Genomic DNA, 22,419 nt, shown 5'->3' with positions numbered 1-22,419 from the left:
TCCTTAAAATGACGAAAAATAAGTTATTCTTCTCTAAAAAATAATTTCAAACTCTTCTGTATAGCTTACTGTTGGTCCAAGACCAAATCTATCAACAAATTCACCTATTAAATTTTCATACTCTATTCCTGCTTTTTGAACAAACTCTTTATTTTGAACCGAAGGGATGGCAAGCGTTATATTTGCTTTATACTTTCCTCTATCTAAACCAACTCCTTTTTTCCCAAGTCTACCAAAATCAAATTCTCCTTTATCTACTAACGACTTATTTTGCGCTAATAACAAACCATTACAATTTCTCAAGGAAATCATTAATGATGCATTATCAAATAAATTAGTCTCACCCTTTATGTTAACTGTATTGTCACTGTTCTGGTAGATAGTAATATCAAAGGTAACCTCTAAGCCCGCTGCATTGATTGGTATCGTTTGTTTATATTGATATTCTTTTCTTTCAATTTCTCCAATGTCTATCTCATTGTATTCTTCATCAGATAGATTGATGGTTTTTTTCCAGTACAATGATTGCTCCTGTATTGTATCGAAATTCAATTTAGCGTCTTTTAAACACTTTGAAATCTGGTATCTTTTTGAACGAATATTTAGCTCTTCCTTCTTTAACCACAAAACTACATTATCAAGCTGCAATGCGATTTCTTGAAAATTATTTAAGTATTTATTAAAATCTTTATTTCTTGAATTCCCATAGTCACCAAACTTTAAAAAGAACTTAGTTATTTTACTTGAATTATCAAAGACATAGTCTTCTAGATCCTTCATTTCCTCACTCTCAAAGGCGTTCAACATATATTCATAATGTGGTTTGAACGCATCAAAAGTTTTCATATTTTGTGTGTATAGAATTTTGTCATCAACAAAGACATATTCATCATAATAATCTGCTAAAGTGCTATAAGACTTTTCAAAACGCCAAATATATCCTAGTTCGTCTACTTCACCAATTAAAAGCGGTTTAAATTTCTCCTCTAGAGACTCTCTAATCCATTGCCCTCTGATCATCCAATTCTTCATAATATAGTCATCGCCATTCTTCGCAATATAAACCCAAACAACATCATTCTTATCTTTGTAATGCTTAATGATCTGGATTCCTATTTGTTTAATTTCTTCAATCCGTAGAGATTTATTTAATACCGCCACAATAGAGCATCGTCTAGCACCCGCATGAGAAATATCTTGTACTTTAAGAATATTGTATGCACCATGCAAATCAAAATTTATTTTCCTGTACTTCTCCTTCAGATAATCTGCAACCGATGGAAACTCAGGATATATTGTAGTTTCATTAATGTCATATTTATCATCCAATTCCTTCTTAATTACCTTCTTATGCTCAAAAGGAATCCTTATCTGCATTGTTGGTTCTATTGAATCGAGTGGAAGTACGGACTTCTGAAACTCCGCACCTATTATTTTATTACCACATATTGCAAAAGTACCTTTTTGACAATATAAACGTTCATTAGATTTTTGAAGCTCCATTGAATTCTTTAGAAAAGCCCCTCCTGACGCAAATTCAACTATTTCTTCTTCTGTTATTTCATCTAAGTAACATTCAGAAAATGAATTTTTAATAGTCTTTATATCTAACGTATCCAATGTCGCAAGGAGCGATAATAGTTTAATTCTTTTGTCGTTAAGATTATGCTCAGGTTGAATAAACACATATACGTTTCCATGTGAGTCATCATCAACATTTTGAACAGCAAAGAAAAGTGCAATTAATGGATCAACGGATAAATCCACAAGTCTCGTTGGAATACCATAATGTTGCATTTTTGACAATCGTTCAATAGGGGTTGGCAAATCCATGAATTCTATAGATTTCATTTCTACAGTTTCGTTGAAAATTGCACTTTCGTTAATTGTGTATCCTTCATTTCTAGATATACTTGATGTGATACTCTTATATTTTTCCAATTGTCCTCTGTAAAAGATATTACTATAAATATCATACCTCGATAGCTTTTTTAAATAATCATCAACTGTGTTTACCTGCTCCATACTATTATCACCTCTATCATTCACACATCTATTTATTAAATCTATTTCTTAATCACATCACGAAGAACACCTTTTATGGATTTTTCAAACTTAAACATATTCATTGTCATGAAAGATATCATTTTATCCAAATCCTCCTCATTGAATACGCTAACATCTTTAAGCCAATATTCTATCCTGCCGCCTTTTACCCTCATTCAGTATTTGTCAGTAAAACTAATCTCCGAATGACAATTCAATTCTGGCCTTGTATGATTCATAGATGCTGTAAAATAGTTCTTTGTTCTCTTATTGCAATCCCTTGGTTAAACCATAGTTAAATCCTTGCGTAGTTTACAGTAACAAAAACCATATATGCCAAGCCGCTGTAGTCACTACCACAACCTATCCAATTATCCTTAGACGGAATAATGTTTTAAAATAGATCAGACCTCTCATTCATAGCTTGTAGTAGCTGTTTCCAAAAATCAATTCTACAAGTGTACCGTGTTTTTTCTTTTTATTTATAAACTCTTCTTGTTTCTTATTCGCTATTTTTATTAAGTATTCTTCTGTATCAATAATAGGGGTAATTTGTTCAGTATCTATAATAATCTGTCCATTTAATTGTAAGCTGTAGATAGTCGTTACCTTAAAATAATCCTTCGGATTTGAGATAATCTCATTAAATAAATCTAGTTAGCTTTAAAAACTTCAATTTGAGTTTTTATAAGCTATTAAATTATTCTACGATTGATTTTAATAAAGCCTCTCTTGAGTCTAAATAGAACTGGATGTCAACTTTAGTAGCCATATCATCCGATAAATCAAATAATTGTCTTCTACAGGATACAGGCATCAAGATAGACGTTGCTCCTTTTTCAACTGCTATTTCAACCAATGAGACCGGATTGTGAACCGTATCAATAGATCCTCCTAAATTTACTTCCCCAGCAACTATCAGACCACCTCGAACGCTCTTCTTAAGCATCGCTGTGCATAAAGCAATTAGCACACCTACGCCTATCTTCGCACCGCTTTTTGCCGAATCAAATGCTCTCAGCTGCAATGCAAATTCATGAGATCTAGGATCTTTATCACCAACTAATAACTTGCTTTTTGAATATAAATTCTGTTCAGCATAGCTAACACTTTCTTTAAAAGCTGCAGGAATAGGTTTATTGAGGATTTTAACTCCACTCCCAGGTCCTTCAGTAGCTTCGATTCTAAACAATCCAGGATGTTCATCGAATCCTCCAGGACTAATAGTCCATACTTGTCCCGGTTCAAGAGGATCAATTCCTATACTATTTTCGCTTTGCAGTTCAGGAGTTGAGACATATTTTTCGACTCCCTCTGTTCCCATAACATAGCTGAAATGTGTATTTCTAAACTCCGCTGCTCCAATCCTTTTTTGTTGTTCTTTTACTCTTCTTCTACTCTCCATTGCTAACCTAACAGCCCATTCAACATCTTCATCCAGAATTTCGCTATCATCTCCAGGATACATTAGTTTAAGCAAACCGCTAACTGTCTTATTAACTGCGTTTGTATCACGTCCACTTAATGCCCCACCAAAGTGTACTCTCCCCTGAATAGCTGAAACTCTACTTTGAAGTCTAAGTTGACTCATACACTCAGACAGAAAATCACTTACTAACCCAAAATGATTTGTCAAAATATCTTTTCCTATCTTCGGAACATCCCATCCAGGCAAATAGGAATGTATTCTATCCATAAGAGCTGTATCATCACGCATTTCTGCTGGTAACGGTCCAAACAAATGTCCTATCCTTTGTTGCTGCTCAACATCAACATCAAAGTTACCAACCATGACTATGCTTCCATCTGCTCTTATACTCTCTTTGCCTCGACTGAATTCACCTGATTCCATATAGCCTTTCATAATGTTAATTCCGTCTTTTTTATCAAATGAAATCCCTGAGACTTCATCAAAACATACTACATCATACTGACATACTAATCCACGTCGACCACTATTATTGTCAACAAACATCTTTGCTACAGTGGCTTTCCCTCCGGAAACCAGATGAGCATAAGGAGAAACCTGCTGAAAAAGATGACTCTTACCAGTTCCTCGTGGCCCTAATTCAACTAAATTATAGTTTCTCTCAACAAAAGGGACCATTCTCAAGAAAAAAGCATCTTTGCCGCGATTATTCAAGCCGCTTGGTTCTATCCCTATGCTTCTCAGAAGAAAATCTTTCCATTCCTCTGTTGTGAATTCCTTTCTTGCCTCTGCAAGCACATCGAGAACGTTTCTCTGAGATAACTGTATTGCACGAATACTCTCAATACCGAATGGTCTACCTCTATTTTCTTGAGCAATTGCAGCATCATAAACTAAGGATACTTCAGCATAAAATCCTCCAGTTAGTATTCTTTCATGCTCACTCACTAACTCCGCTGAAATACGAACATCTTTTAATTGTAAACTAGGTAGAGTCGCTACATACGAATCGCTTTTTTCATCTAATCTTGCGTTGATTATGTCAATTATTCTTACTTCGCCTTGCTCTCTGGCTCTAGCTTTAAACAGCTCTTGTTCTCCTGCTTTTACAGTTTTTGATTTTAGTTGCTTTTGAACAATTTCAATTCCTTCTTGGATCTCATCCTCATCAGTACTTGCGCAGTAACGCCCAAGCATAAACTCCACTACATAAGTAGGTACAGGAAATTGTCTGCTAAATGTTCTAACTAGATCTTTTTTTACTAAATATCCATCTAATGCTGAGGCAGCAATCTCATCAATTCTATCAAAACTCATCTTATTGCTCACCTCCAATAATTGTTGCTATTTGATAGACTACTTTTTCATTTTCATCTAATACTACTAGAAATGCTGACTTCCCTTCGTAAATATCATCATCCACAACTACCGAAGTTATTCCGTCTGAAGTAAATTCTTTTACTCCCATTACGATTGAGGTTTCTGGCATTGCAGGCTTCGTTCTAATATCTAGATTTAAACCCTCCACTTGGCCTTCAACAGCTACTTTACATCTCATACCCTTCCAAACAATATCTGTGATTGTAAGCGCAGTTCCATTACTATCATTTGGATCAGACACTATTAAATCGAGCAAAATACTTTCTTGAAGACTTATTCCTCCGTGTGTATACTCAGTATTCGCTCTATAACAACTAACTCCTTCAGCTAGAACAAAATGAACACTTGGATTCCAATACCATTGATAATAGTTACCGTCAAGTAGAGCTCCCGGTTTTATAGCAGCCGTCCTACCCCATTTGCTATCAACTAATGAGGCAGCAATCGTTGTCTTGGGAAGACCACCTGGCATCATTAACCAGCCGTGATCTGCTACGATCCTTACTTTAGACCACCCATTTGAAAATAGAGTCTCGACCTTATCAACAATTTCATCGATATACCGGTTAAAGTTTTGAACGATACGCCAGCCTAAGCTATGACCATCTTCATCTATATGGCTGTAATCCAGCCATGCATTGTCTTCTATTTCTCTTCTATAATCACCATGCTTTAATACTTTCCAACCTTTTTTCTTCATTAGGCTTTCTAATTTTTGTGAAACTGCTTTTTGGTTCGTTTCTTTAATCACAGGACAAAAATCTTCATTGTCGACTTCCAAACCAATCAATTCATCTGCTATTGGCATTAAAGCAGGTTTGCAGGTGGCCGTAAGTGAAGGAAGTTCAGCCAATCGAGACTGATTAATAACATCATATCCAAGTGCAGATAAGCTATTTGATACTTGCTTAGCCATATCGTATTTAAGTCCGTCAACAAACAACATACATTCTCCATCAATGTATTCAGAAGAAACGGTCCTAATTGGATTGTTATCAATTGCTTTTTGTAAATTTCTTGCACACTCATCAATCCAGGAAATATACATAGATCTTATAGCTTTAGTGATTGCATCAATATCATCTTGCTTTTTTACTAATTGCATGGCTCTAGAAACTGCGTTATCTACTTCCCAACCCCATTCTTCATATGCTTCAATTATTTCCGATGTGGTTCCTGTTATGATTTTCTGCGTATGCTCCGCAATAATATTTAACCAGTACAAAGCTTTTGCCAATGGAGCATCTCCACTATCCGCCCAGACAAAGTTTCTTCTTACCCCATGTGTTTTTTCTAATTCGATAACTTTATCTTTAGCATTATGTTCCGCCAACCCAACTAATTTATTTAATTCCTTTCTTAATATATCCTCCTGTTGATCATTCCACTGAGGTGATCTATCCGGTTCAATACCAAGCGGCATAACAATGTTGCGCATGACTTGTGGTATTGTATTATATTTTGCTGGTGCTTCACAAAATCTGTCCCACACCGAATCCCATTGTGGCTCTTTCCATGCTATTTTTTCAGCAGCGGTATATATAGTATCTTGCTCTGGGTTAAAGTGTAACTTTGAAATACAAATTTCAGAAAAAGCCGACCACTCTTCATCAGTTTTGCTTTTCTTGAATAAATCGGGATCATTTATCCAGTTAAGAACATCTCTTACAGGATCTCCACCTGTTAATAGTGCATTAAAATAATCCTTATCTAGATATTCATTTTTAAAAGAATCAATATCTTCAAACAAAAGCTTTACTAATGCTCTTTCAAGAGCTTCAATTGTTTGATCATCTTGTTGAATATTTAGTCCTAATCCACCTTTTTGAGTTTTAAAATATGCCAGCGGTGTCCAATCTCTAGAATTTACCTGAGACCAAATTGTTCCACGATACTGAAGCTCAGCAAGAGGTTTAAGCTCTTCAGGGCAACTTTCTACAGCTCTTATATCTTGTCTACTTACACCAGGTAAGTATAATACAGGTATATTTCCAATAGGAACTTTATAACTCCCAATGAATCCTGACAGAGCTACTCTTAACCATATCGCTGGTCCCATATGAACTTCAGGTTTATATTCTCCGAGCACAAGTAATTCTGGCATTTCGCCTCTAAGGGTTTCTACAGTCTTTTCCCAAAGCCTTTCCTTATCTGTCCATAGAATACACTGAGGCGAAGATTCAGCTTCAGGATTATAGTTTGCTGCCGTTCTTATGCTATTTACTATTTTATTGATTAGTTTCAACTGAATTTCACCTCATTTCTTCCCTTGCTTTTTTCTTTTCTTCTAGTGTTACGTAGTGATCATTGATTCTGTCTCCACCAAACAAATGATACCAAGGACTATTCTCTGTGTCCTTACCTCTGTCTTTAGTCCATTTTATATTTGGTTTATCACGTAATACCCCGGCACCTTTTTTCCCTACATCTCCAACACTCATAAAAGGACGAATATTAATGCGTACACCATCATTTAAATCTGGTTCCCAGCCTAAAGGCTGTTTATTAAGAGGCTTCCATCTGACAAAAATGTCATATGGAGCTTCTCCCTCAAGGATTAATTCTAGTTTCTTTTTCAAACCTGTAGCAGCATTTAATTTCTCTTCCGCACCTTCTATACCTTCAACCATAGCTGATTTCTGTTTGCTAATCCAGTCACCCAAATAAGTGTAAATTAGGGTTTCAAGATTCTTCCTATCAAGCTTGTGATAGTTCACTAGTGCTGAAAATCCATCTTTCAAACCATCCCATATTTGCCAAATGAATGGACGATGTCCAAACAATTTATAATGCTGTGTAAAGAACTTATCTCTAAGCCATGACTCCAAACTTTTTCCGGCATGATCGGCATCAGAGAGAAGTCCAGACAATATCATATTAATATCTTCATCTTTATATGCTGCCGCAAGTAAGTTAAGTAACCTTTCAGAAGCTGGGGCTTCACCTCTTACAGATGGGATGCAAACAATTCCATCTTTGTCAGCAAAAGATAATAACCCTTCACATTCTTCAGCTAAAGCTTTAGCTTCATCAGAAAGCTCCATTTCTTTATCTAATTCTGCAGGCCATCTATAACCCATTAGTCTTGCAACCGCTACCTGTAAAGAATCTGCTGATTTCCTTTGATGACCATGAAATATCCATTGTGTTGGGTCATCTGTGTAAGGTTTTGGTAATCCATTAGGATATTCTGTTTTTGCAACTTCACTCCAATGCTCAAGATCAATTGGAACTTGGATTAATGTATCACTAGTTACATTTAATTTCTTATCTAGCTTTCTGACTTCGTTTGCATAATAATTAGACTTACAATAGCAATAAATAGCTAATAGATCCTTATTGTTATTAGGAACTATTACACCTGTATTCTGGTCATACATTTCCCCTGTATAAATTGTAGTTTTTAATCCTCCCATCCTACTTACACATATACCTAATTTGTCGTATGATGGATTATCTTTAGTCGGTCTGAGCATTCCTATTCCTTTATTAGACCAATCAATAATTGATTGTCTTCCGGAAAATTCCACATTTTGATTTACAGCCGATTGCAACCACTCCCAGCTTGATAACTTTTTAGGCAGTTCCCAAAAACATCTTTTCCACCTTTCATTATCTCCATTGACTATTCCTCTTTTTGAAATAGCTAACGAATCTAGAGTGTCAAAGCTATTACTATACTCAATTAGTATTCTACCATCAGGATTTTGAAGTTGATCATACTGATTACATAAACTCATAGGTTCTTTCAATAATCCCTCACTTTTATCTGAATAGTTGCTCACATCGTATCCGGCGTAAAAATGATTTTTACTAGCTTTATGTTTATTCACAGATATCAATAATACTTTAACAACTTCACCAGAAATCGAATCAAATGCACCAGAACCAAGAATTGCAATGTTCCCTATTTCAAAAGTCTGTAGTATATACTCTCTAAAAGCTTTATAGCTTTTAGAAAACAACCAATTAATAGGCATTACACACGATACTACTCCATTTTTTTCACTTAATTCAAGCATTCTTTCAAAAAAAGTTGTTGAAAGATCGTACTTCGAGATTGGATACTGTTCTGATATTAATTCCTTCATTTTTTCATCTTGCTTTTTCATAGTCAGGTAAGGTACATTTGTTATTACCCATTGATACTGATTTGCAAGTAAGAGGAATGCTTTTTCTACGCTTTGTGCCAACACCCCCAACGTATCATTTTCATATGTTTGTTTATTTGCTAATCTTGTCAAAATAGAGTGTATTTCGTCCCACTTCATGTCAAATATGCTAGTGTTAGAAATTTCTTTATTTGGATTAATTAGGCTTCCAAGAATATTGGAATGTTTAAAGGTTTCATATAACTCAGTCATATGAAATCTTAACGATGGTTCATCTTTAACCATATCTAACCATTCTTCTTTCTTTAATCTCAAAGATTGACCACACCACGCAATTTGAATGTCAGGTAATTTTCTATAACCTCCTGCATTTGGATACTTCCACGCAGCCAATGCAATTGAAAAAACTGCAATTTCCACACAACGCTTATCAATTTCTAATCCAAAGAGATTCTCATTCAAAATACGATTACATGCTTCAAAAGCACTTAATTGTTCAATTTCCATCCGCATTGGGATTAATGTCAAAAAAATTGAAACTAAAAAATGTCCTGACCCACATGATGGATCCATAATTTTCAATTCCGAAAGTTTATCTGGCCACGTCTTAAATTCCCCAGCTGCAGGAATAACACCTTTATCAGTATTAATCATTTTTAAATAACTAAAATCAATATCTTTCGAAAAAGCCATTTCTTCTATGATAATATCATGAGATATTTTAATATCAGGACGAATTTCAGATAACTTTTTATTTACATACCATGCTCCTAGTGTATTATCTATTAAATATTTGACCATATATGGCTCAGTGAATAATTGAGTCACTATTGGTAATTCCTTATCACCAATTTTAGATTCAGATTTATTAATTAGTTCTTTTTTCTTATTTTGCCAGAACTGATACGCCCATCCCAAGCTATCAGAGGCCTGAAATACAACGCCTTCGATGTTTGAAACAAGATTTACAAGTTGCCTTTGCTTTTCTGGAGATAATCCAATTTTAAATACCGGCGAGTCAGCCCTAAATACTTGTGGCAACATTTTAGTTGCAAGTTTTGCCGCCATTTCCCAGCCATTTTTCAGTCCTAGCTCCTCAGCCAATTCATCACACTCAGATAACGTAACTGGGACTGCATTCTCAATGTCATCATCTTCATAATACATAAGCAAATCGTTTTCTGCCAAAAACCTTGCAAAAAGCATTCTATGCCAATGTTCATAGGCAATTTCTTCAACTAATCTATCAATTTCTTGGGTTTCTGTTTTAGAGTCACGAATGTCACCTAAATTTCGACCATGCGCTCGTAATCTTCTACGCAAAGCTCTCTTATCTTCTGATAAATAACTATATGGTGAAGCTTCACCTACTCCAAGTTGTTCTAAAGCAATTTTTGCTGCTTCTTCTGCTACTTCTCTAGCATTCTCTATTGTTCTTTCAAATTTATTTCTTAATTCCTTCGATAAAGGTTTCACTCATTTCACCTCCTGATTAGCGTACAACTATTGGTCCATCGACTAATTTTTCTTTAAGCTGATCTCTAATTTCTTCAATCCAACTATTAATATCTTCTTCTGACTTTAGTGTGCGTTTAGGTATATCTACCATCTGTAACTTTGGTTCGAGTTCTTTAGCTGTCATCTCGGTTGCTTTATTGAATTTTGCTTCTAATGCAGCTTCTCTATCAGCCCATGATTTAAGTAGGTACTGCTTCAAAGCACTCAATAATTCTTCATATGAGCCTAAAGCTATAGGCTGAATTTTTGAGAGACTGTTTTGTTTTAATATACTAGTTCTCTTATCTTCAGTTAATCTATTCCAAGATTCGTTATTAGTTAACTTCTTATATAAATAGTCATACACACTTGCATATTGTGAATACTTAGCATTTATTGTAGTTCTTAATGTGTTTTCCAAAGACTTCAGAAGCGGTACTATCATGTCAGGATCATGGAGAAGTTGACGTTCTTCTTTTATAGATCGAGCTTGATTTTTTATATCACTTATTACATCTTCATCAGAAACAAGTAACATCATCTTTTCGAACTTATCCCAATTTATTATTCTACTTTCAATATTCACTTTCAGCTTTGACCACTCTTCAATTAGAGTTTCCAATTCATTTTTATTTTCATATATCGACAGTAGTTGCTCATTACCTGACTGGAACTTAAGTTCATTAACTAACAATGTATCTGGCTTTTCTGGCCTTGGTTCTGCTCCCCCGGAGTCTTCTGCAAGCTCTAGCATATAGTTAATGAAATCATCAGATTTCAACGACTCGTTGCCAGCATCTGCCTTTATACCTGCTTTTTGGTACAACTTCCTAATCTGGATTCTTTGTATAGTAGAGATTGTCACAGATTCAATTTTAAAATTCATCTTACCAATCTGTTTTCTTTCAATATCTTTTGGATTAACCAAATTCCCGGACTCACCCAAACAGCGAATCAGCCCTGCAACCATTAATGCAAGTAATGATCCATCGATAGCATCTCCAGACCAACCATAAGGCGCATTTTCAAATTCCTTTCTGATATCTGTTCCTTTTTTGCCGCTACCTATATAATTCATAACTTTTTTACATACAGCATGTTCAGATACATCTCCATTGAAACCTACATATTTAAGTGAATCAGGTGCACCTTCTTTAGCTTTAGCAAATACTTTATTCCAATTTGGATTATCTGCAATGTCAAAATCCTGATATAATCTATGAATTGAGTTATTTGCAGCAGCTAGTATAGCGTCCTTTAGATTTCCTTCAATAATCTCATTTCCACCCGCTTGGAATACCTTAGCTTCAGATAAAGCTTCTCTTAAAAGTTCACCAATATTTCTTTCTGCATTGTTTTTAATTGTCTCCATGGCTGCCATAGCCTCTTTACCTTCAGGCGTTATAGGAGCCGGAGAGCCTTTTTTACTTAAAGTAGATGCAGAAGCTTTTGACTCCACTAGATAATTAATAATCTCTGGTCTCTTTGGGATAAATACGTAAATGGTAGGTGATTGGTTTCCTGATTGTCTTGCATCAATCCTTACTGAATCATCATCCGTGCTCCATTCATTTCTAACCCAAACATATACATTCTTATTAACATCTGCCGGTAATGTTGTGCCAAAGAAGAAATTAATATTTCTTACGACCTTTGACTGTCCATGCATAACTGTTGATTTCCCTACTGTTTCAACAAATTTCTTTTTGATTTTATCTTCTCTTTCAGCATTTACCCTATGCATTTCATTTCGAAGGATATTTTGATTACTCGCATATTCATCTAACCAGGCTAAATTTTCCTCGGTTTGTATTCTGTATTCATCATTAACTTTCATCAATATTTCGCAATCATCTAATAATCTACTAAGTCTACTTCTAAGATGTGAGCTTCCACTAGACAAATCTGTAACCATAAGATCTGCCAAAGTGTCTATATTCGCTTTTATTCCAATCTCATTGTTACTTCCAGCTAATTTATTGATTAGAAAAATCAGTCCGCAAGCTCTAGAAACTAGTTTTTCATTATATCCTTGCGTATGCCACAACATGGTTTTCTCATGCACTTTTCTTGGCAAAACTCTAGCATGAAGCATTTTATCTGCTAAATCATAGTATAAATAATCTGCAGGAATCACATTACCCAATGGTTCATTCATATTAAATTGAGCAGCTTTATGAACCATACTCAGTTGATTTCTTAACTGACTATCTGTACCTGTTTGATCTAAGACTCTCAATGTATTTTCCCAAAATCTTCTTCTAACTGGTAATATAGGGTAATCTTGAATAAAGTATTCTGCATCCCTTTGATTATGCCCAATGCTGGTTGCGCTTAAGTGTCTAGAAATTTCACCAATGTTTCTCTCCATTATTTTTCTTATTTCTTGAACTTTGTCTGGTTTCTTAGCCAATATTACTTTTCTAACAACCGCATCAACATCAGTATCAGATAATTCAATTCTTACTGTAAAGCGACCTTCTAATTTCTTAAGTAATGCTGTTCCTGTTACAGCTGTTTGCCCGGTTCCAATAAAAAGTAATTTACTTCCTATTTGTTTACTGCAGGCCTCAACAACTTCTTGCACATCCATCGCTCTTTGTGTGCTATCACCAATATATTGTTCAACTTCATCTAGTATAACTAAGGTCAAAGGCATATGTCCATCACTTGATAATGCATCTTTAATTGACTTAATCATTTCATCACTAGTGACATCTAACTTATTCGGGAACCTATTATTCAAAGTCTCAACACAGCTTTCAGGTGTTGGGAACAGGTTAGGTTTAACTTCTGATAAACTTTCATGAAGTCCTTCTGCCACATAAAGATTATCTAGTTCTTCATTCCACTCATATCCTTTAGATTCAACCTTTTCCTTAACTTGGTCGAAAATATTCTCAGCCTTCAACCACATAACAAATGATGCATTTGCATAATTTTCTGGTAATCCAACAGACTTATAAATAATTCGAAGCATTGCCAATCTTACACTTCCACTTGCTCCAGCACCCAATGTCCCTGTTGCCGCATGTAACCCACCATATCTTTTGGATTGAGTACTTAGTTCATGGAGGTGAATTTTTATGCTATCTGGTAAATCTGCTAATGATATGGCTCTTGCACCATCTTGAAATTCAACATCTTGCCAAAACGCAGCCAACATTTTAACTAAATGCGATTTACCTGAACCAAAAAAGCCGCTTACCCAAACCGCTGGCTGTTGCTCATGTCCTAATTTTCTCAAATAAACATCAAGGATATGTTCCATACCCTTCTCATATTGCCCATCACAAACAAAAGTTTCTACCTCATAACGAAGCACATTGAGGTTTCTATCATTAACACTTGCAACACCCTCATTAACGAGTTTGCGTTCTAATGGATTTATCATATATACATCTTTGTTAAACATCTATATCCCCCTAGATTTTCTTATTACACGTAATTGGTAATGCATGATAATTCCAACCATCATACCCATCAAGTAACCGATAATTATTGTTCTCATAACTTCCAGGAAAGAGCACCAGAAGTCTTCCTTTTACCATTGGTGATATACTATCAACTAAATCTCTCACCTTGATAAACCCGAATACTGAACCAACCCCAGAAATAGTAACTACATCTTCATCAGTAATGTCTTCGTTATCTATAAATTCTCTGAATTTCTCTTCGATGTATTCACCATATTTGTGAATAATATTAGACAGTAGTTTTGGATTTTTATAATAACTCTTTGCATATCGTTGACTATGCATCCACTCAGAAAATGTGTCTGTTAAATCGAATTCATACCAGCCATGATTCAAATTTCTAGAGATAATTTCAAACTCAGGAATCTTGGCTTTTAATCTTCTCTCATCAGATTCATTATAAACAGCAAATATTACTCTTTGAGCTGCCGCTAAGTCTCTCCAAGGTATAATTATGGAGTTTTCATAATTCTTCAATAATATGTCAATTTTGCTCATAAATTATCTCTGCCTCCACTTTTGTTATAAGATTTGGAAGTGAAATCTCCATCACGTTACCTATCCGCTTATAATTTATCCATCCCCGTGCTGAAGCATTTTCTGCAAGTTCAATTGCCATTTCTTTTGAGCAATCATTTATCTCCATATAATTTGTTTCAAAAAGTGCTGGTCCTCTCTCTCCTGCTAAATAACCAAGATAAATAGCATAAGCCACAGTGGCAGGAGTAGCTTTAGCTTGGGCCCTGACTTTCTCTCGTCTCCCTGTTAGGTGTCCACTTTTTGTCCAACTAGACAAAATATTTCGAGCCATTGATTGTAGTGTTGATTCGCTAAAACGATTTGGCTCCATATCATCAATCAGTTCTTCTATTGCTTTTTTTTGAACTTCAGTATTAAGTTCTAATGATCTAATTTCTTTGAAAGAGTGGTTTAGCACTCTGTCTCTACAAACAGCACAGAGCATTGCTAGAAGTGGTCTTGCTTCTTCATCTCGGTTCCAGAAAAATAATAAGGTCCGAAAAATTGATAATTTAGGATCAAGTGAGTATAATTCCGTTAAAAAACTTGCCGTTATTTTTCGTGAAGAAGACGACCTCTTCAGTAGACAATTCTGATTTATCATAGCTTCAACATATTCATCATAATGGGTCGCATCCGGTACAGCTTTTATCAACTTGGACAACTCTTCCAACATTATTGTCCGACCCGTATGTACGCTCCTTTTATTAAACTTAAAACCAAACTTCTCTAGTATTGAGTTCTCCATATAATCACCTTCCATTTATTAATAATCCTTCAACGCTTTTATGAGTAATTCATTTACAGCGTTCTTTTCACAAAAATCTATAATAAGAGCGCGAGCCATTCTATTAGGCACAACTTTATTGTTCTCCCATCGATTAACTGTTGAAAAGCTTACATGAACCGCATCTGCAAATTCAGTTTGAGTCATTTTAAGCTCATTTCTTATAGCTTTAATTATTTCAGAAATTTCCATTTTAATCACACTCCTCTAAATTCAATTATAGCATTGTCTATATAGCATTGTCTATAATCGTTTTAATATCTGTCGACCGTTTATCCCACACTGCCAGATACCTTTTTTACCCCAGAAAATAAAAATAAAACCATCTACAAAGCTTAACCCAGTAAATGGTTTTTATATCCCTCAAACCCCCATTCACTCATTCCGGATTCCTGGTTTTTATTCTTTATTTTTAATTCTGGCTTACTCACAATTTCTTTATATTTTAATGCTGAGTTTTTTGGGGAATAAATAAGGTCTGGTGGCTATGCCACCGGACTGAAACAGGACTTTATTTTAGTTTTAGCAAAAGTTTATTACTTTTAGCAGAACTTTATTATTGTTCTACACAACCGCAGTATGCTAGTCTGGTCCAATTATGTCGATAATATGCCAGTGCATATCGACTTAAAGGAGCCTTTTATCAGATACTTCAACAATGTCGTCATCAATGGAATTACCAATTAATTACCTCCACTTTACAGAGTGTATTCCATTAAGTAAAATTCCGTATTCCCTGTAAGAGTATCCTTACAGTATTTCTTCTTTATTTCAAAACCAATATTTTCATAACACCTGATAGCTCTCCTGTTAAAAATCCTTACTTCAAGTGCTATCAGACAATCAGGGAATCTCTTGCTGCACTCTTCAATTAACAGCTTCATAACATTTCCGCCAATACCTTGGCTACACAAAGATGGCTTTAAACCAATTCCTATAAATGATTTATCTTGAATTGCTATTAATCGGACAGATTATATATTGAATACTCTCCATCATATTTCCAGGTACAGATTTCTTTTGCATAGTCCTCATTCAAAATAGCTAAAACGTAATCACTCATAACGTCCTCCCGATTTGTATAATTCGTTTTTTAGATTATTCTCTCCTGAAATCATATTTCTCACCCGGAACATCTAACTGGACTCCATTAATTATAACTGTATCATCATCCAGCCATTCAACTGATGCGTTTTCAACTTTGTATTGCCAGTAGATATTCTTCGGTTTCTTATTCTCAGTATTAAAGTTGAGTTCTCCTCTTATTGCATAGGATGTAGTTGCCCCTCCATCTGTACTATATGATTTCAGGGTATATGTACCACCGGGCGACTGCACCTCAGATATCAATTCCCCAGTCGGAAGTCTGCTCATGTCATAGAAAGCCCAATAGATGGCATAGCCTGCTAATGCTATTGTAATCATTGCTGCAATAATTGCTTTTTTCTTCATAGCAGTATTTCCTTTCTGTCTATAAGCCATGTTTTATAATCTTAACCGATTCTTCACTATTATATAATTCATACTCAATGTCTTCCTGATACCGCCTGGAATCAAATAATTGACTCATTTCATGATTATTATTTAATTTAATCAATATATCTTCTTGAACATTATAAATACCTCTATTACCATGTGTATAGTAATCTTTGTCTAAATCATAAAATTCGCTCCCGGTATAATCACTTATGCTTTCAGGCAGGTATACTCTTATTTTGAATTTATTTTCTTTTCTGCTGTAATCTTTCAATTTCAAATTAATGCTTATTACCATTTCATCATTAGTTGAATTTATACTCATATTGGATTCTTCAATATCTACGGCTTCAAGTCCGTCCCCTTTTATCGAATGATAATTCGTTCTGCTGAAATCTAAGGTCCCCTTCATTGCCGGGACAAAGATTAATACAACAGCAATGAATATAAGCAGCTTGCTCTTACCTACAAATCTTTCGAGTTTAAACAGGCCTTTCATTCCAACTATGAACAGTGTCAATGGCACTATCCCTGAAAGGTAAATAACACTATTTTCCCCTATGATGGGCGGTATCAGGTATTGAATAATCGAATAGGAATCATGTGGAAGCCTGTAAGTTAATAATATAGTTATGAATATAATTCCTGAATATTTAAGTAGTTTTCTGTTTTCTTTGCTCAATGCTCTGTCTCCTATCTCAAATCACCTAATACAAGCGTTCCAAATGCAAACCAGGACTTATTTATCTTACACCTGACTAACAAGCAATGTATAGATTTCCCTTCAACCATATAATCATTGTAAATCTCCAGATTCTCAATTTTTTCAAATACAAATTCTGCATTTCCATTATCAGCCAGGGTTACTGCAGTAGGCTCTGCACTATAATCTGAAACTATATTCCCTCTTTCATCTACGATATAGTCATAAATTTCAAATTCATCTGTTTCAAAATTTAGAGCTTCAACAGAAATTTTATCTCCAAAATCAATGGCTGGCAAATCAATAAATCTTTTCCCTACCATAACGCTTTTTATGTACTCTTCAATGTCTTCTTTCTCTTCATTATTTCTATCAAAATAATAGATCACCTTCAATTCATTCGAATTGTGTGAAATTCTGATATCCGGTTCCGGAGTAGGGTTTTGGCAAGATGTTAAAATTAATAATGATAGTAAAAAAGTAAAAATAATAAATATATTTGATGGTTTTTTCATGATAGTTTTCTCCTTGAATATAATTTTTCAATTTGTTAACTATATAGTACCATATTCCATGAGTATTATATCAAATAAAAAAAAGATATAGGCCTGTTCCAAGACTTATATCTTTCCTTTAAAAACTCCAATTTACGATTTTTTAAAGTTTTTAAAGTTAACTCTAAAAACTCTGAAGATTATTTAATGAGCACAAACAGCACTACTAAAGAATACAGACTTTCTCCGTGGTTTCCGATTGTGAAAATCTGCCGCGAAAACGGTATGACTGTAAAAGCATGTTGAGAGTGAATACTTGGATTCTCTTATTCACATCAATTCCTCTCCAGCTTGTTAATCCCATATGATCCTTTTTATGATTTGCCCTTGTGGTTATTACTTCTGCCGCTGTATTTCCGTGGATTGCATAGTGCATTTTATTTTGAACAGTGGCAAAGAAGTCCCTGGTAATTTTGCTGTCTTTAGAATAGTCAACGGCGGTTGAATATATATCAGTAATCTTCTGATAAAACCGTCTTTCACTAGCCCTTATTTCCTGAATTTCAGAAATCAAATGTTCAAAATAATCTTCATCAAAAATTTGTCCATTGATTAATCTGTTTTTATCTAAAACGTATCCTTGCTTTGTGAAAGTATCCAATACTTTAGTTGCCCACTGCCTAAACTGTAATGCTCTTTCAGAATTTGTACGATAACCAACAGCAATTATAGCTGATAATGAATAGAACTTATATTGATAGGTTTTACCATTATCAGCAACTTGTGCAAAATTTGCACAAGTTGAATTTTCATCTAGTTCACCTGTTTCAAATATTTTTTTCAAATGCTTTGTCACTACACTTCTATCCACATCAAATAGCATAGATATGGCTTTTTGAGTTAACCAAACATCACCATCTTGTACACGCACTTCTATGGAGTCACTTCCTGCATCTTTAGTAAAGACCATAAAATCTACTGTACTATTTCGTATTTGTATATTCTTACCTTCCATATTAAAATTCCTTTCTAATCCTTATATTTAAACTAAGTTTATTCAGATTCTATTAATGTTTATGGTAATATAAAAACACATTAAATGGAAGTTAAAAATACAAAAAATAATTGCCAGCACCATCCAAGATTGCTTTGCTTGCATAATATATATGTCCTTGTGGCTTAATGTTTATATCACTGTCAATACTTCCCGCAGGAACAACCAGCAATTTTCCATCCATTTTTATATTTGGCAAAGCTGATCCGCAATTAGTACAAAAACATTTTATTGCTTATATCTCTACTTAGATCCATGGCAGTGTCTATTCTGCGATAGAAATCATAAGTAAGTCAAGTATGTTAGCCTATAATAAGTTATTTGATTTTGCGGAATAAATAGTTTTCAGCTGTTAGCTTATACTTCGGTCCTTTGATCTTCTCTTTTACTTTTACTAAGTCAACATTTTTATTTTTTGGTAATACAAAATAATCATCCAGTTTGGTATCGATGATTCTATTATTCTTACCGATGACTCCAATGAATTCAAAATCATCATCAAATCTGGATAAAGTGGCATCTCCATGACTATCATTGCACAACAAAATACCACCCTTCTTTAAATATTTTTTCGTTGCCTGTCCAACAAAGCCAGCATATTGAGAAATGATCAAATCAACAGGTTCAACATCTATTTCTCCTGTATAGTCTTGACCTCTGAAAACTATGTCACAGGGTTCCTCATACTCTTTATTCTCAGCGATATAATTTTTTATCATTTCCATGTTCTTAAAGAAATTAATCGCCCCTTTGAAGTTATCAACATAAATCACCTTAGGTATAACCAAAGATGGCGCAATATCAATATGGCTTCCTGGATACAGAGCGCTTGCTACACCATACCTCTTAGCAACTATTCTGTAAAGTTCTGTTCTATTACCTATCTTGTCTCGATATTCATAATATTCCTCAATGATAGTTCTGCTTTTCAATACACTACACCTCTCAATACTTTTGTTTGTTGTAAGATATTCCCAAATATTTATCAATGTAAACCCGGATTAACTAAAAAAAAACCGACTCATATCATTTTGATCCAAGTCGGCCAGCTAATCCCTAATTATTACCCATTAAACTCCATCTCCGTTCCGTCCATAAAGCGGATTATGATTCTCTCTGTTTCATAGACTTTGATTTGGTCCACTTATTTGAGCTAATTCTTACAGAACAAAAGACGAAATTTCCTCTACGCTCTTTCTTGGTGGCGCTGATTTAGGCTGATCTAAAGGATAGCCTATGGCAATAAGATTTGTCACTTTCTCATTTTCAGGGATATCGATATACTGACGTATCTTTTCTTCATCAAACACCCCTAAAATCACACTACCAACGCCTTTTAAATGTGCTGCTAAACAAAATGTCTGGGTAGCAATTCCCGCATCAAACATTTCCCAGCGATCTTGTTGAGATGTTGAAAAACTACCATCCTTCTCATACCCGCTTGTATCCTTCACTACAGATATTATAACAAGAGCATTACTTCTTACAATGGTTTTTGCATTAAAATCAAAGCTTAGTACACAGTTTTTGGCTATTTTTTCTTTCATATCTCTATTTTTGATTATGTGATATCTTACAACTTGTGTATTTTTCCATGAAGGTGAAAACCTGGACAAGTCAAGTATTTCTCGGATTGTATCTTCAGTAACCTCTCTTTCTGAATATTTTCTTATACTCCTTCGTTCTTTGATGCCATTTTCTAATTTCATATCATTACTCCTTTTATTTAGTTTGATAACAAACCAATTTTATCGTATATATAGTTTTGTGTCAAATTTTATTGATAAATAATTATTAAATTGTTATAATCTTATTATCTGTAAATGGAGGTGTAAGATGATTAAAAATGATAAAATTTATATTAAAACAATTAGAAGTACAAGGCATTAATGACTTAATCCCTTCTCATGGGAATATTTTAACAGATCTCTTCACAGGTATTCGAAACAGCCTATAAAAATTTTACCGATGAAGAAAAATATAATTTGCTATCACTGCTGAAAAAATTAAATCAAAATTTCTCTGACTAAATGAGAAAAGTTAGGCGATGAAATCTACCACCTTCGTGATGAAAAGCAAAATGCTCAGCTCGAGAACCTTGGTCGGGATGAACTGCAAAAACGTATCACCGGCATGAGCGCATTTCTACAGGAGCAGCCAACTGCCTTGCTCTATACTATTCTATATTATTACATCGGCGTATTAGTTCTTTCATAAACTCTTCACGGTTCATAGGCGATATAAATGTTGTACCTGTAATATAACCTTTACCATGCTGCCGTATTTCAATGCGTTTTGTTGATAATGCCATTGATGATAGCATGTTCTGCGAAAGCTTCACCGATTTAATTTTATCATAGATTATTCTTTCAAAAAACGGACCACTCCTGCAGTAGAGGTATTCATCCCTGAATTCATAATATGTACCAAAGTATATCCAAAGCATAAAGCATATCATTGGAACACCGACTAAATATCCAATGATTTTTTCATTTTGTGGCACAATCATCATGCTAAACAACATTATTAATACCGATCCGAGTATTATAATTTTTAGCCAAAAGTCAATCTTTGATTTTACTCTCATTCACTTGCCCCTCTCGAATTAAATTGCAGATACCAGATTTCCCTTTTTTTCTAGCATCATTAATGCAATATTCAATAAAATTCTTTCCTCTTTCATCAAGTTTACGGAAAACACGGCCCTCAGGAATTCGTTCTTTCAACCATTGTCTTTTTACTCCGAAGCCAAACTGATGTTTTTTATCGGCAATGGCACAGCATATATGTTCACTTTCCAGATTTTCAAGAGTGATGTTTATAAATCTTTCGCTCATAAATAGCCTCCTCGAATAATTGTTTCGTTGCTCATAATCTCTGTCAAAACTGAGCTAATTGACAAATCTTACTTCTTTTTCTTTGATTTCATCGCAGGAAGTTCATCATACATTTCCTGCACCATGCTGCACAATAATTCTTTGTTATCAATATCATCAACCAGAACCAAATCCTTAGCACCTTTGTATGGTGGCATACTCTCCGCCTTGGGCAAGTATTTTCTACTGGCATCAGTAATTTTCACCATAAACCCCGGTTCGTATATCCCACCGAATATCTTTTTTTTATAATAAAAAATATACCCACCCATCATCGGTCTGGAAGTAACACCATCAATTTGCTCAAATTGTTCCAGTGAACTACCCACCACTTAAGAAGTAGGGGCTTCCTGGTCAATGCTTCTGATGAAGCAAGATTCTCCAGGCTCTAAGGGCGGTACCCTCCCCGACTGACACTGTATCTTGTATTTACATTGTCAGTTTCAGTAAGTTCAGACTTGCATTGTAATCTCTGTCTATCTCAAGACCGCACTCTGGACAGACATATATTCTGCAGCTCAGGTCCTTTGTCTGACTCGACCGGTTACCGCAGTCAGAGCAAAGCTGAGA

At 34.7% G+C, this 22,419-nt stretch carries 20 protein-coding genes; all 20 read right to left on the bottom strand.

Annotation, left to right across the window (positions count from 1 at the left end; all coding sequences use genetic code 11):
- Positions 1-33: 33 nt before the first annotated feature.
- The gene (locus tag G558_RS13455; protein ID WP_051188614.1) at positions 34-2,025 is read right to left on the bottom strand and encodes an FRG domain-containing protein; all 1,992 of its coding nucleotides are present in this window, start codon (positions 2,023-2,025) and stop codon (positions 34-36) included.
- Between the two features lie 721 nt (positions 2,026-2,746).
- Positions 2,747-4,792, bottom strand: coding sequence for a BREX system Lon protease-like protein BrxL (brxL, locus tag G558_RS0108890; RefSeq protein ID WP_028829865.1), 2,046 nt, complete (start codon positions 4,790-4,792; stop codon positions 2,747-2,749).
- Position 4,793: 1 nt separating this feature from the next.
- Positions 4,794-7,100 carry a BREX-1 system phosphatase PglZ type B gene (gene pglZ / locus G558_RS0108885; protein ID WP_028829864.1) on the bottom strand — a complete coding sequence of 769 codons (2,307 nt, stop codon included), beginning with the start codon at positions 7,098-7,100 and terminating at the stop codon, positions 4,794-4,796.
- 7 nt (positions 7,101-7,107) lie between these two features.
- The gene (locus G558_RS0108880; RefSeq protein WP_028829863.1) at positions 7,108-10,443 is read right to left on the bottom strand and encodes an Eco57I restriction-modification methylase domain-containing protein; all 3,336 of its coding nucleotides are present in this window, start codon (positions 10,441-10,443) and stop codon (positions 7,108-7,110) included.
- Positions 10,444-10,459: 16 nt separating this feature from the next.
- The gene (gene brxC / locus G558_RS0108875) at positions 10,460-13,879 is read right to left on the bottom strand and encodes a BREX system P-loop protein BrxC (protein WP_028829862.1); all 3,420 of its coding nucleotides are present in this window, start codon (positions 13,877-13,879) and stop codon (positions 10,460-10,462) included.
- Between the two features lie 10 nt (positions 13,880-13,889).
- The gene (locus G558_RS0108870) at positions 13,890-14,438 is read right to left on the bottom strand and encodes a BREX protein BrxB domain-containing protein (protein WP_028829861.1); all 549 of its coding nucleotides are present in this window, start codon (positions 14,436-14,438) and stop codon (positions 13,890-13,892) included.
- Entirely contained in the window at positions 14,425-15,207 is a 783-nt protein-coding gene (locus tag G558_RS0108865) for a hypothetical protein (RefSeq protein ID WP_028829860.1), read from the bottom strand. The genes G558_RS0108870 and G558_RS0108865 overlap by 14 nt, the downstream gene beginning before the upstream one ends.
- A gap of 18 nt (positions 15,208-15,225) precedes the next feature.
- Positions 15,226-15,438 (bottom strand): helix-turn-helix domain-containing protein, encoded by a 213-nt coding sequence (locus G558_RS0108860; RefSeq protein ID WP_028829859.1) that lies wholly within the window; start codon positions 15,436-15,438, stop codon positions 15,226-15,228.
- Between the two features lie 506 nt (positions 15,439-15,944).
- Positions 15,945-16,178, bottom strand: coding sequence for a GNAT family N-acetyltransferase (locus G558_RS14325; RefSeq protein ID WP_330363842.1), 234 nt, complete (start codon positions 16,176-16,178; stop codon positions 15,945-15,947).
- A gap of 166 nt (positions 16,179-16,344) precedes the next feature.
- The gene (locus G558_RS0108845) at positions 16,345-16,728 is read right to left on the bottom strand and encodes a DUF5412 domain-containing protein (protein ID WP_028829857.1); all 384 of its coding nucleotides are present in this window, start codon (positions 16,726-16,728) and stop codon (positions 16,345-16,347) included.
- Positions 16,718-17,404 (bottom strand): hypothetical protein, encoded by a 687-nt coding sequence (locus G558_RS0108840; protein WP_028829856.1) that lies wholly within the window; start codon positions 17,402-17,404, stop codon positions 16,718-16,720. The genes G558_RS0108845 and G558_RS0108840 overlap by 11 nt, the downstream gene beginning before the upstream one ends.
- Positions 17,405-17,415: 11 nt before the next feature.
- Positions 17,416-17,940, bottom strand: a complete 525-nt coding sequence (locus tag G558_RS0108835) for a hypothetical protein (RefSeq protein ID WP_028829855.1) — start codon at positions 17,938-17,940, stop codon at positions 17,416-17,418.
- A gap of 205 nt (positions 17,941-18,145) precedes the next feature.
- The gene (gene rhuM, locus G558_RS12855) at positions 18,146-18,934 is read right to left on the bottom strand and encodes a RhuM family protein (protein WP_084502867.1); all 789 of its coding nucleotides are present in this window, start codon (positions 18,932-18,934) and stop codon (positions 18,146-18,148) included.
- A gap of 91 nt (positions 18,935-19,025) precedes the next feature.
- On the bottom strand, positions 19,026-19,205 hold the full coding sequence (locus tag G558_RS14470) for a GFA family protein (RefSeq protein ID WP_278233972.1): 180 nt from the start codon (positions 19,203-19,205) through the stop codon (positions 19,026-19,028).
- Positions 19,206-19,290: 85 nt separating this feature from the next.
- On the bottom strand, positions 19,291-19,905 hold the full coding sequence (locus G558_RS0108820) for a hypothetical protein (RefSeq protein ID WP_028829854.1): 615 nt from the start codon (positions 19,903-19,905) through the stop codon (positions 19,291-19,293).
- A 228-nt stretch (positions 19,906-20,133) separates the two neighbouring features.
- Positions 20,134-20,682 carry a nitroreductase family protein gene (locus G558_RS0108815; RefSeq protein WP_028829853.1) on the bottom strand — a complete coding sequence of 183 codons (549 nt, stop codon included), beginning with the start codon at positions 20,680-20,682 and terminating at the stop codon, positions 20,134-20,136.
- Between the two features lie 467 nt (positions 20,683-21,149).
- Entirely contained in the window at positions 21,150-21,560 is a 411-nt protein-coding gene (locus G558_RS13445; RefSeq protein WP_051188612.1) for a PH domain-containing protein, read from the bottom strand.
- A complete protein-coding gene (locus G558_RS0108805; protein ID WP_028829852.1) occupies positions 21,538-21,810 on the bottom strand; it encodes a hypothetical protein in 273 nt (90 codons plus the stop codon). The genes G558_RS13445 and G558_RS0108805 overlap by 23 nt, the downstream gene beginning before the upstream one ends.
- A 68-nt stretch (positions 21,811-21,878) precedes the next feature.
- The gene (locus G558_RS0108800; protein WP_330363841.1) at positions 21,879-22,178 is read right to left on the bottom strand and encodes a TfoX/Sxy family protein; all 300 of its coding nucleotides are present in this window, start codon (positions 22,176-22,178) and stop codon (positions 21,879-21,881) included.
- A 100-nt stretch (positions 22,179-22,278) separates the two neighbouring features.
- Positions 22,279-22,419: zinc ribbon domain-containing protein (locus tag G558_RS14550; protein ID WP_156888536.1), on the bottom strand; the 141-nt coding region annotated here is incomplete at its 5' end.

The sequence above is a fragment of the Proteocatella sphenisci DSM 23131 genome (assembly GCF_000423525.1).
Classification (GTDB): Bacteria; Bacillota; Clostridia; order Peptostreptococcales; family Filifactoraceae; genus Proteocatella; species Proteocatella sphenisci.
This window is presented reverse-complemented; position numbering and strand designations above follow the sequence as displayed.

Coding starts and splice junctions, on each gene's coding strand:
- G558_RS13455 (WP_051188614.1), bottom strand. CDS start 2,025: ATGGAGCAGGTAAACACAGTTGATGATTATTTAAAAAAGCTATCGAGG.
- brxL (WP_028829865.1), bottom strand. CDS start 4,792: ATGAGTTTTGATAGAATTGATGAGATTGCTGCCTCAGCATTAGATGGA.
- brxC (WP_028829862.1), bottom strand. CDS start 13,879: ATGTTTAACAAAGATGTATATATGATAAATCCATTAGAACGCAAACTC.
- G558_RS0108870 (WP_028829861.1), bottom strand. CDS start 14,438: ATGAGCAAAATTGACATATTATTGAAGAATTATGAAAACTCCATAATT.
- G558_RS0108865 (WP_028829860.1), bottom strand. CDS start 15,207: ATGGAGAACTCAATACTAGAGAAGTTTGGTTTTAAGTTTAATAAAAGG.
- G558_RS0108860 (WP_028829859.1), bottom strand. CDS start 15,438: ATGGAAATTTCTGAAATAATTAAAGCTATAAGAAATGAGCTTAAAATG.
- G558_RS0108845 (WP_028829857.1), bottom strand. CDS start 16,728: ATGGCTTATAGACAGAAAGGAAATACTGCTATGAAGAAAAAAGCAATT.
- G558_RS0108835 (WP_028829855.1), bottom strand. CDS start 17,940: ATGAAAAAACCATCAAATATATTTATTATTTTTACTTTTTTACTATCA.
- rhuM (WP_084502867.1), bottom strand. CDS start 18,934: ATGGAAGGTAAGAATATACAAATACGAAATAGTACAGTAGATTTTATG.
- G558_RS0108815 (WP_028829853.1), bottom strand. CDS start 20,682: ATGAAATTAGAAAATGGCATCAAAGAACGAAGGAGTATAAGAAAATAT.
- G558_RS13445 (WP_051188612.1), bottom strand. CDS start 21,560: ATGAGAGTAAAATCAAAGATTGACTTTTGGCTAAAAATTATAATACTC.
- G558_RS0108805 (WP_028829852.1), bottom strand. CDS start 21,810: ATGAGCGAAAGATTTATAAACATCACTCTTGAAAATCTGGAAAGTGAA.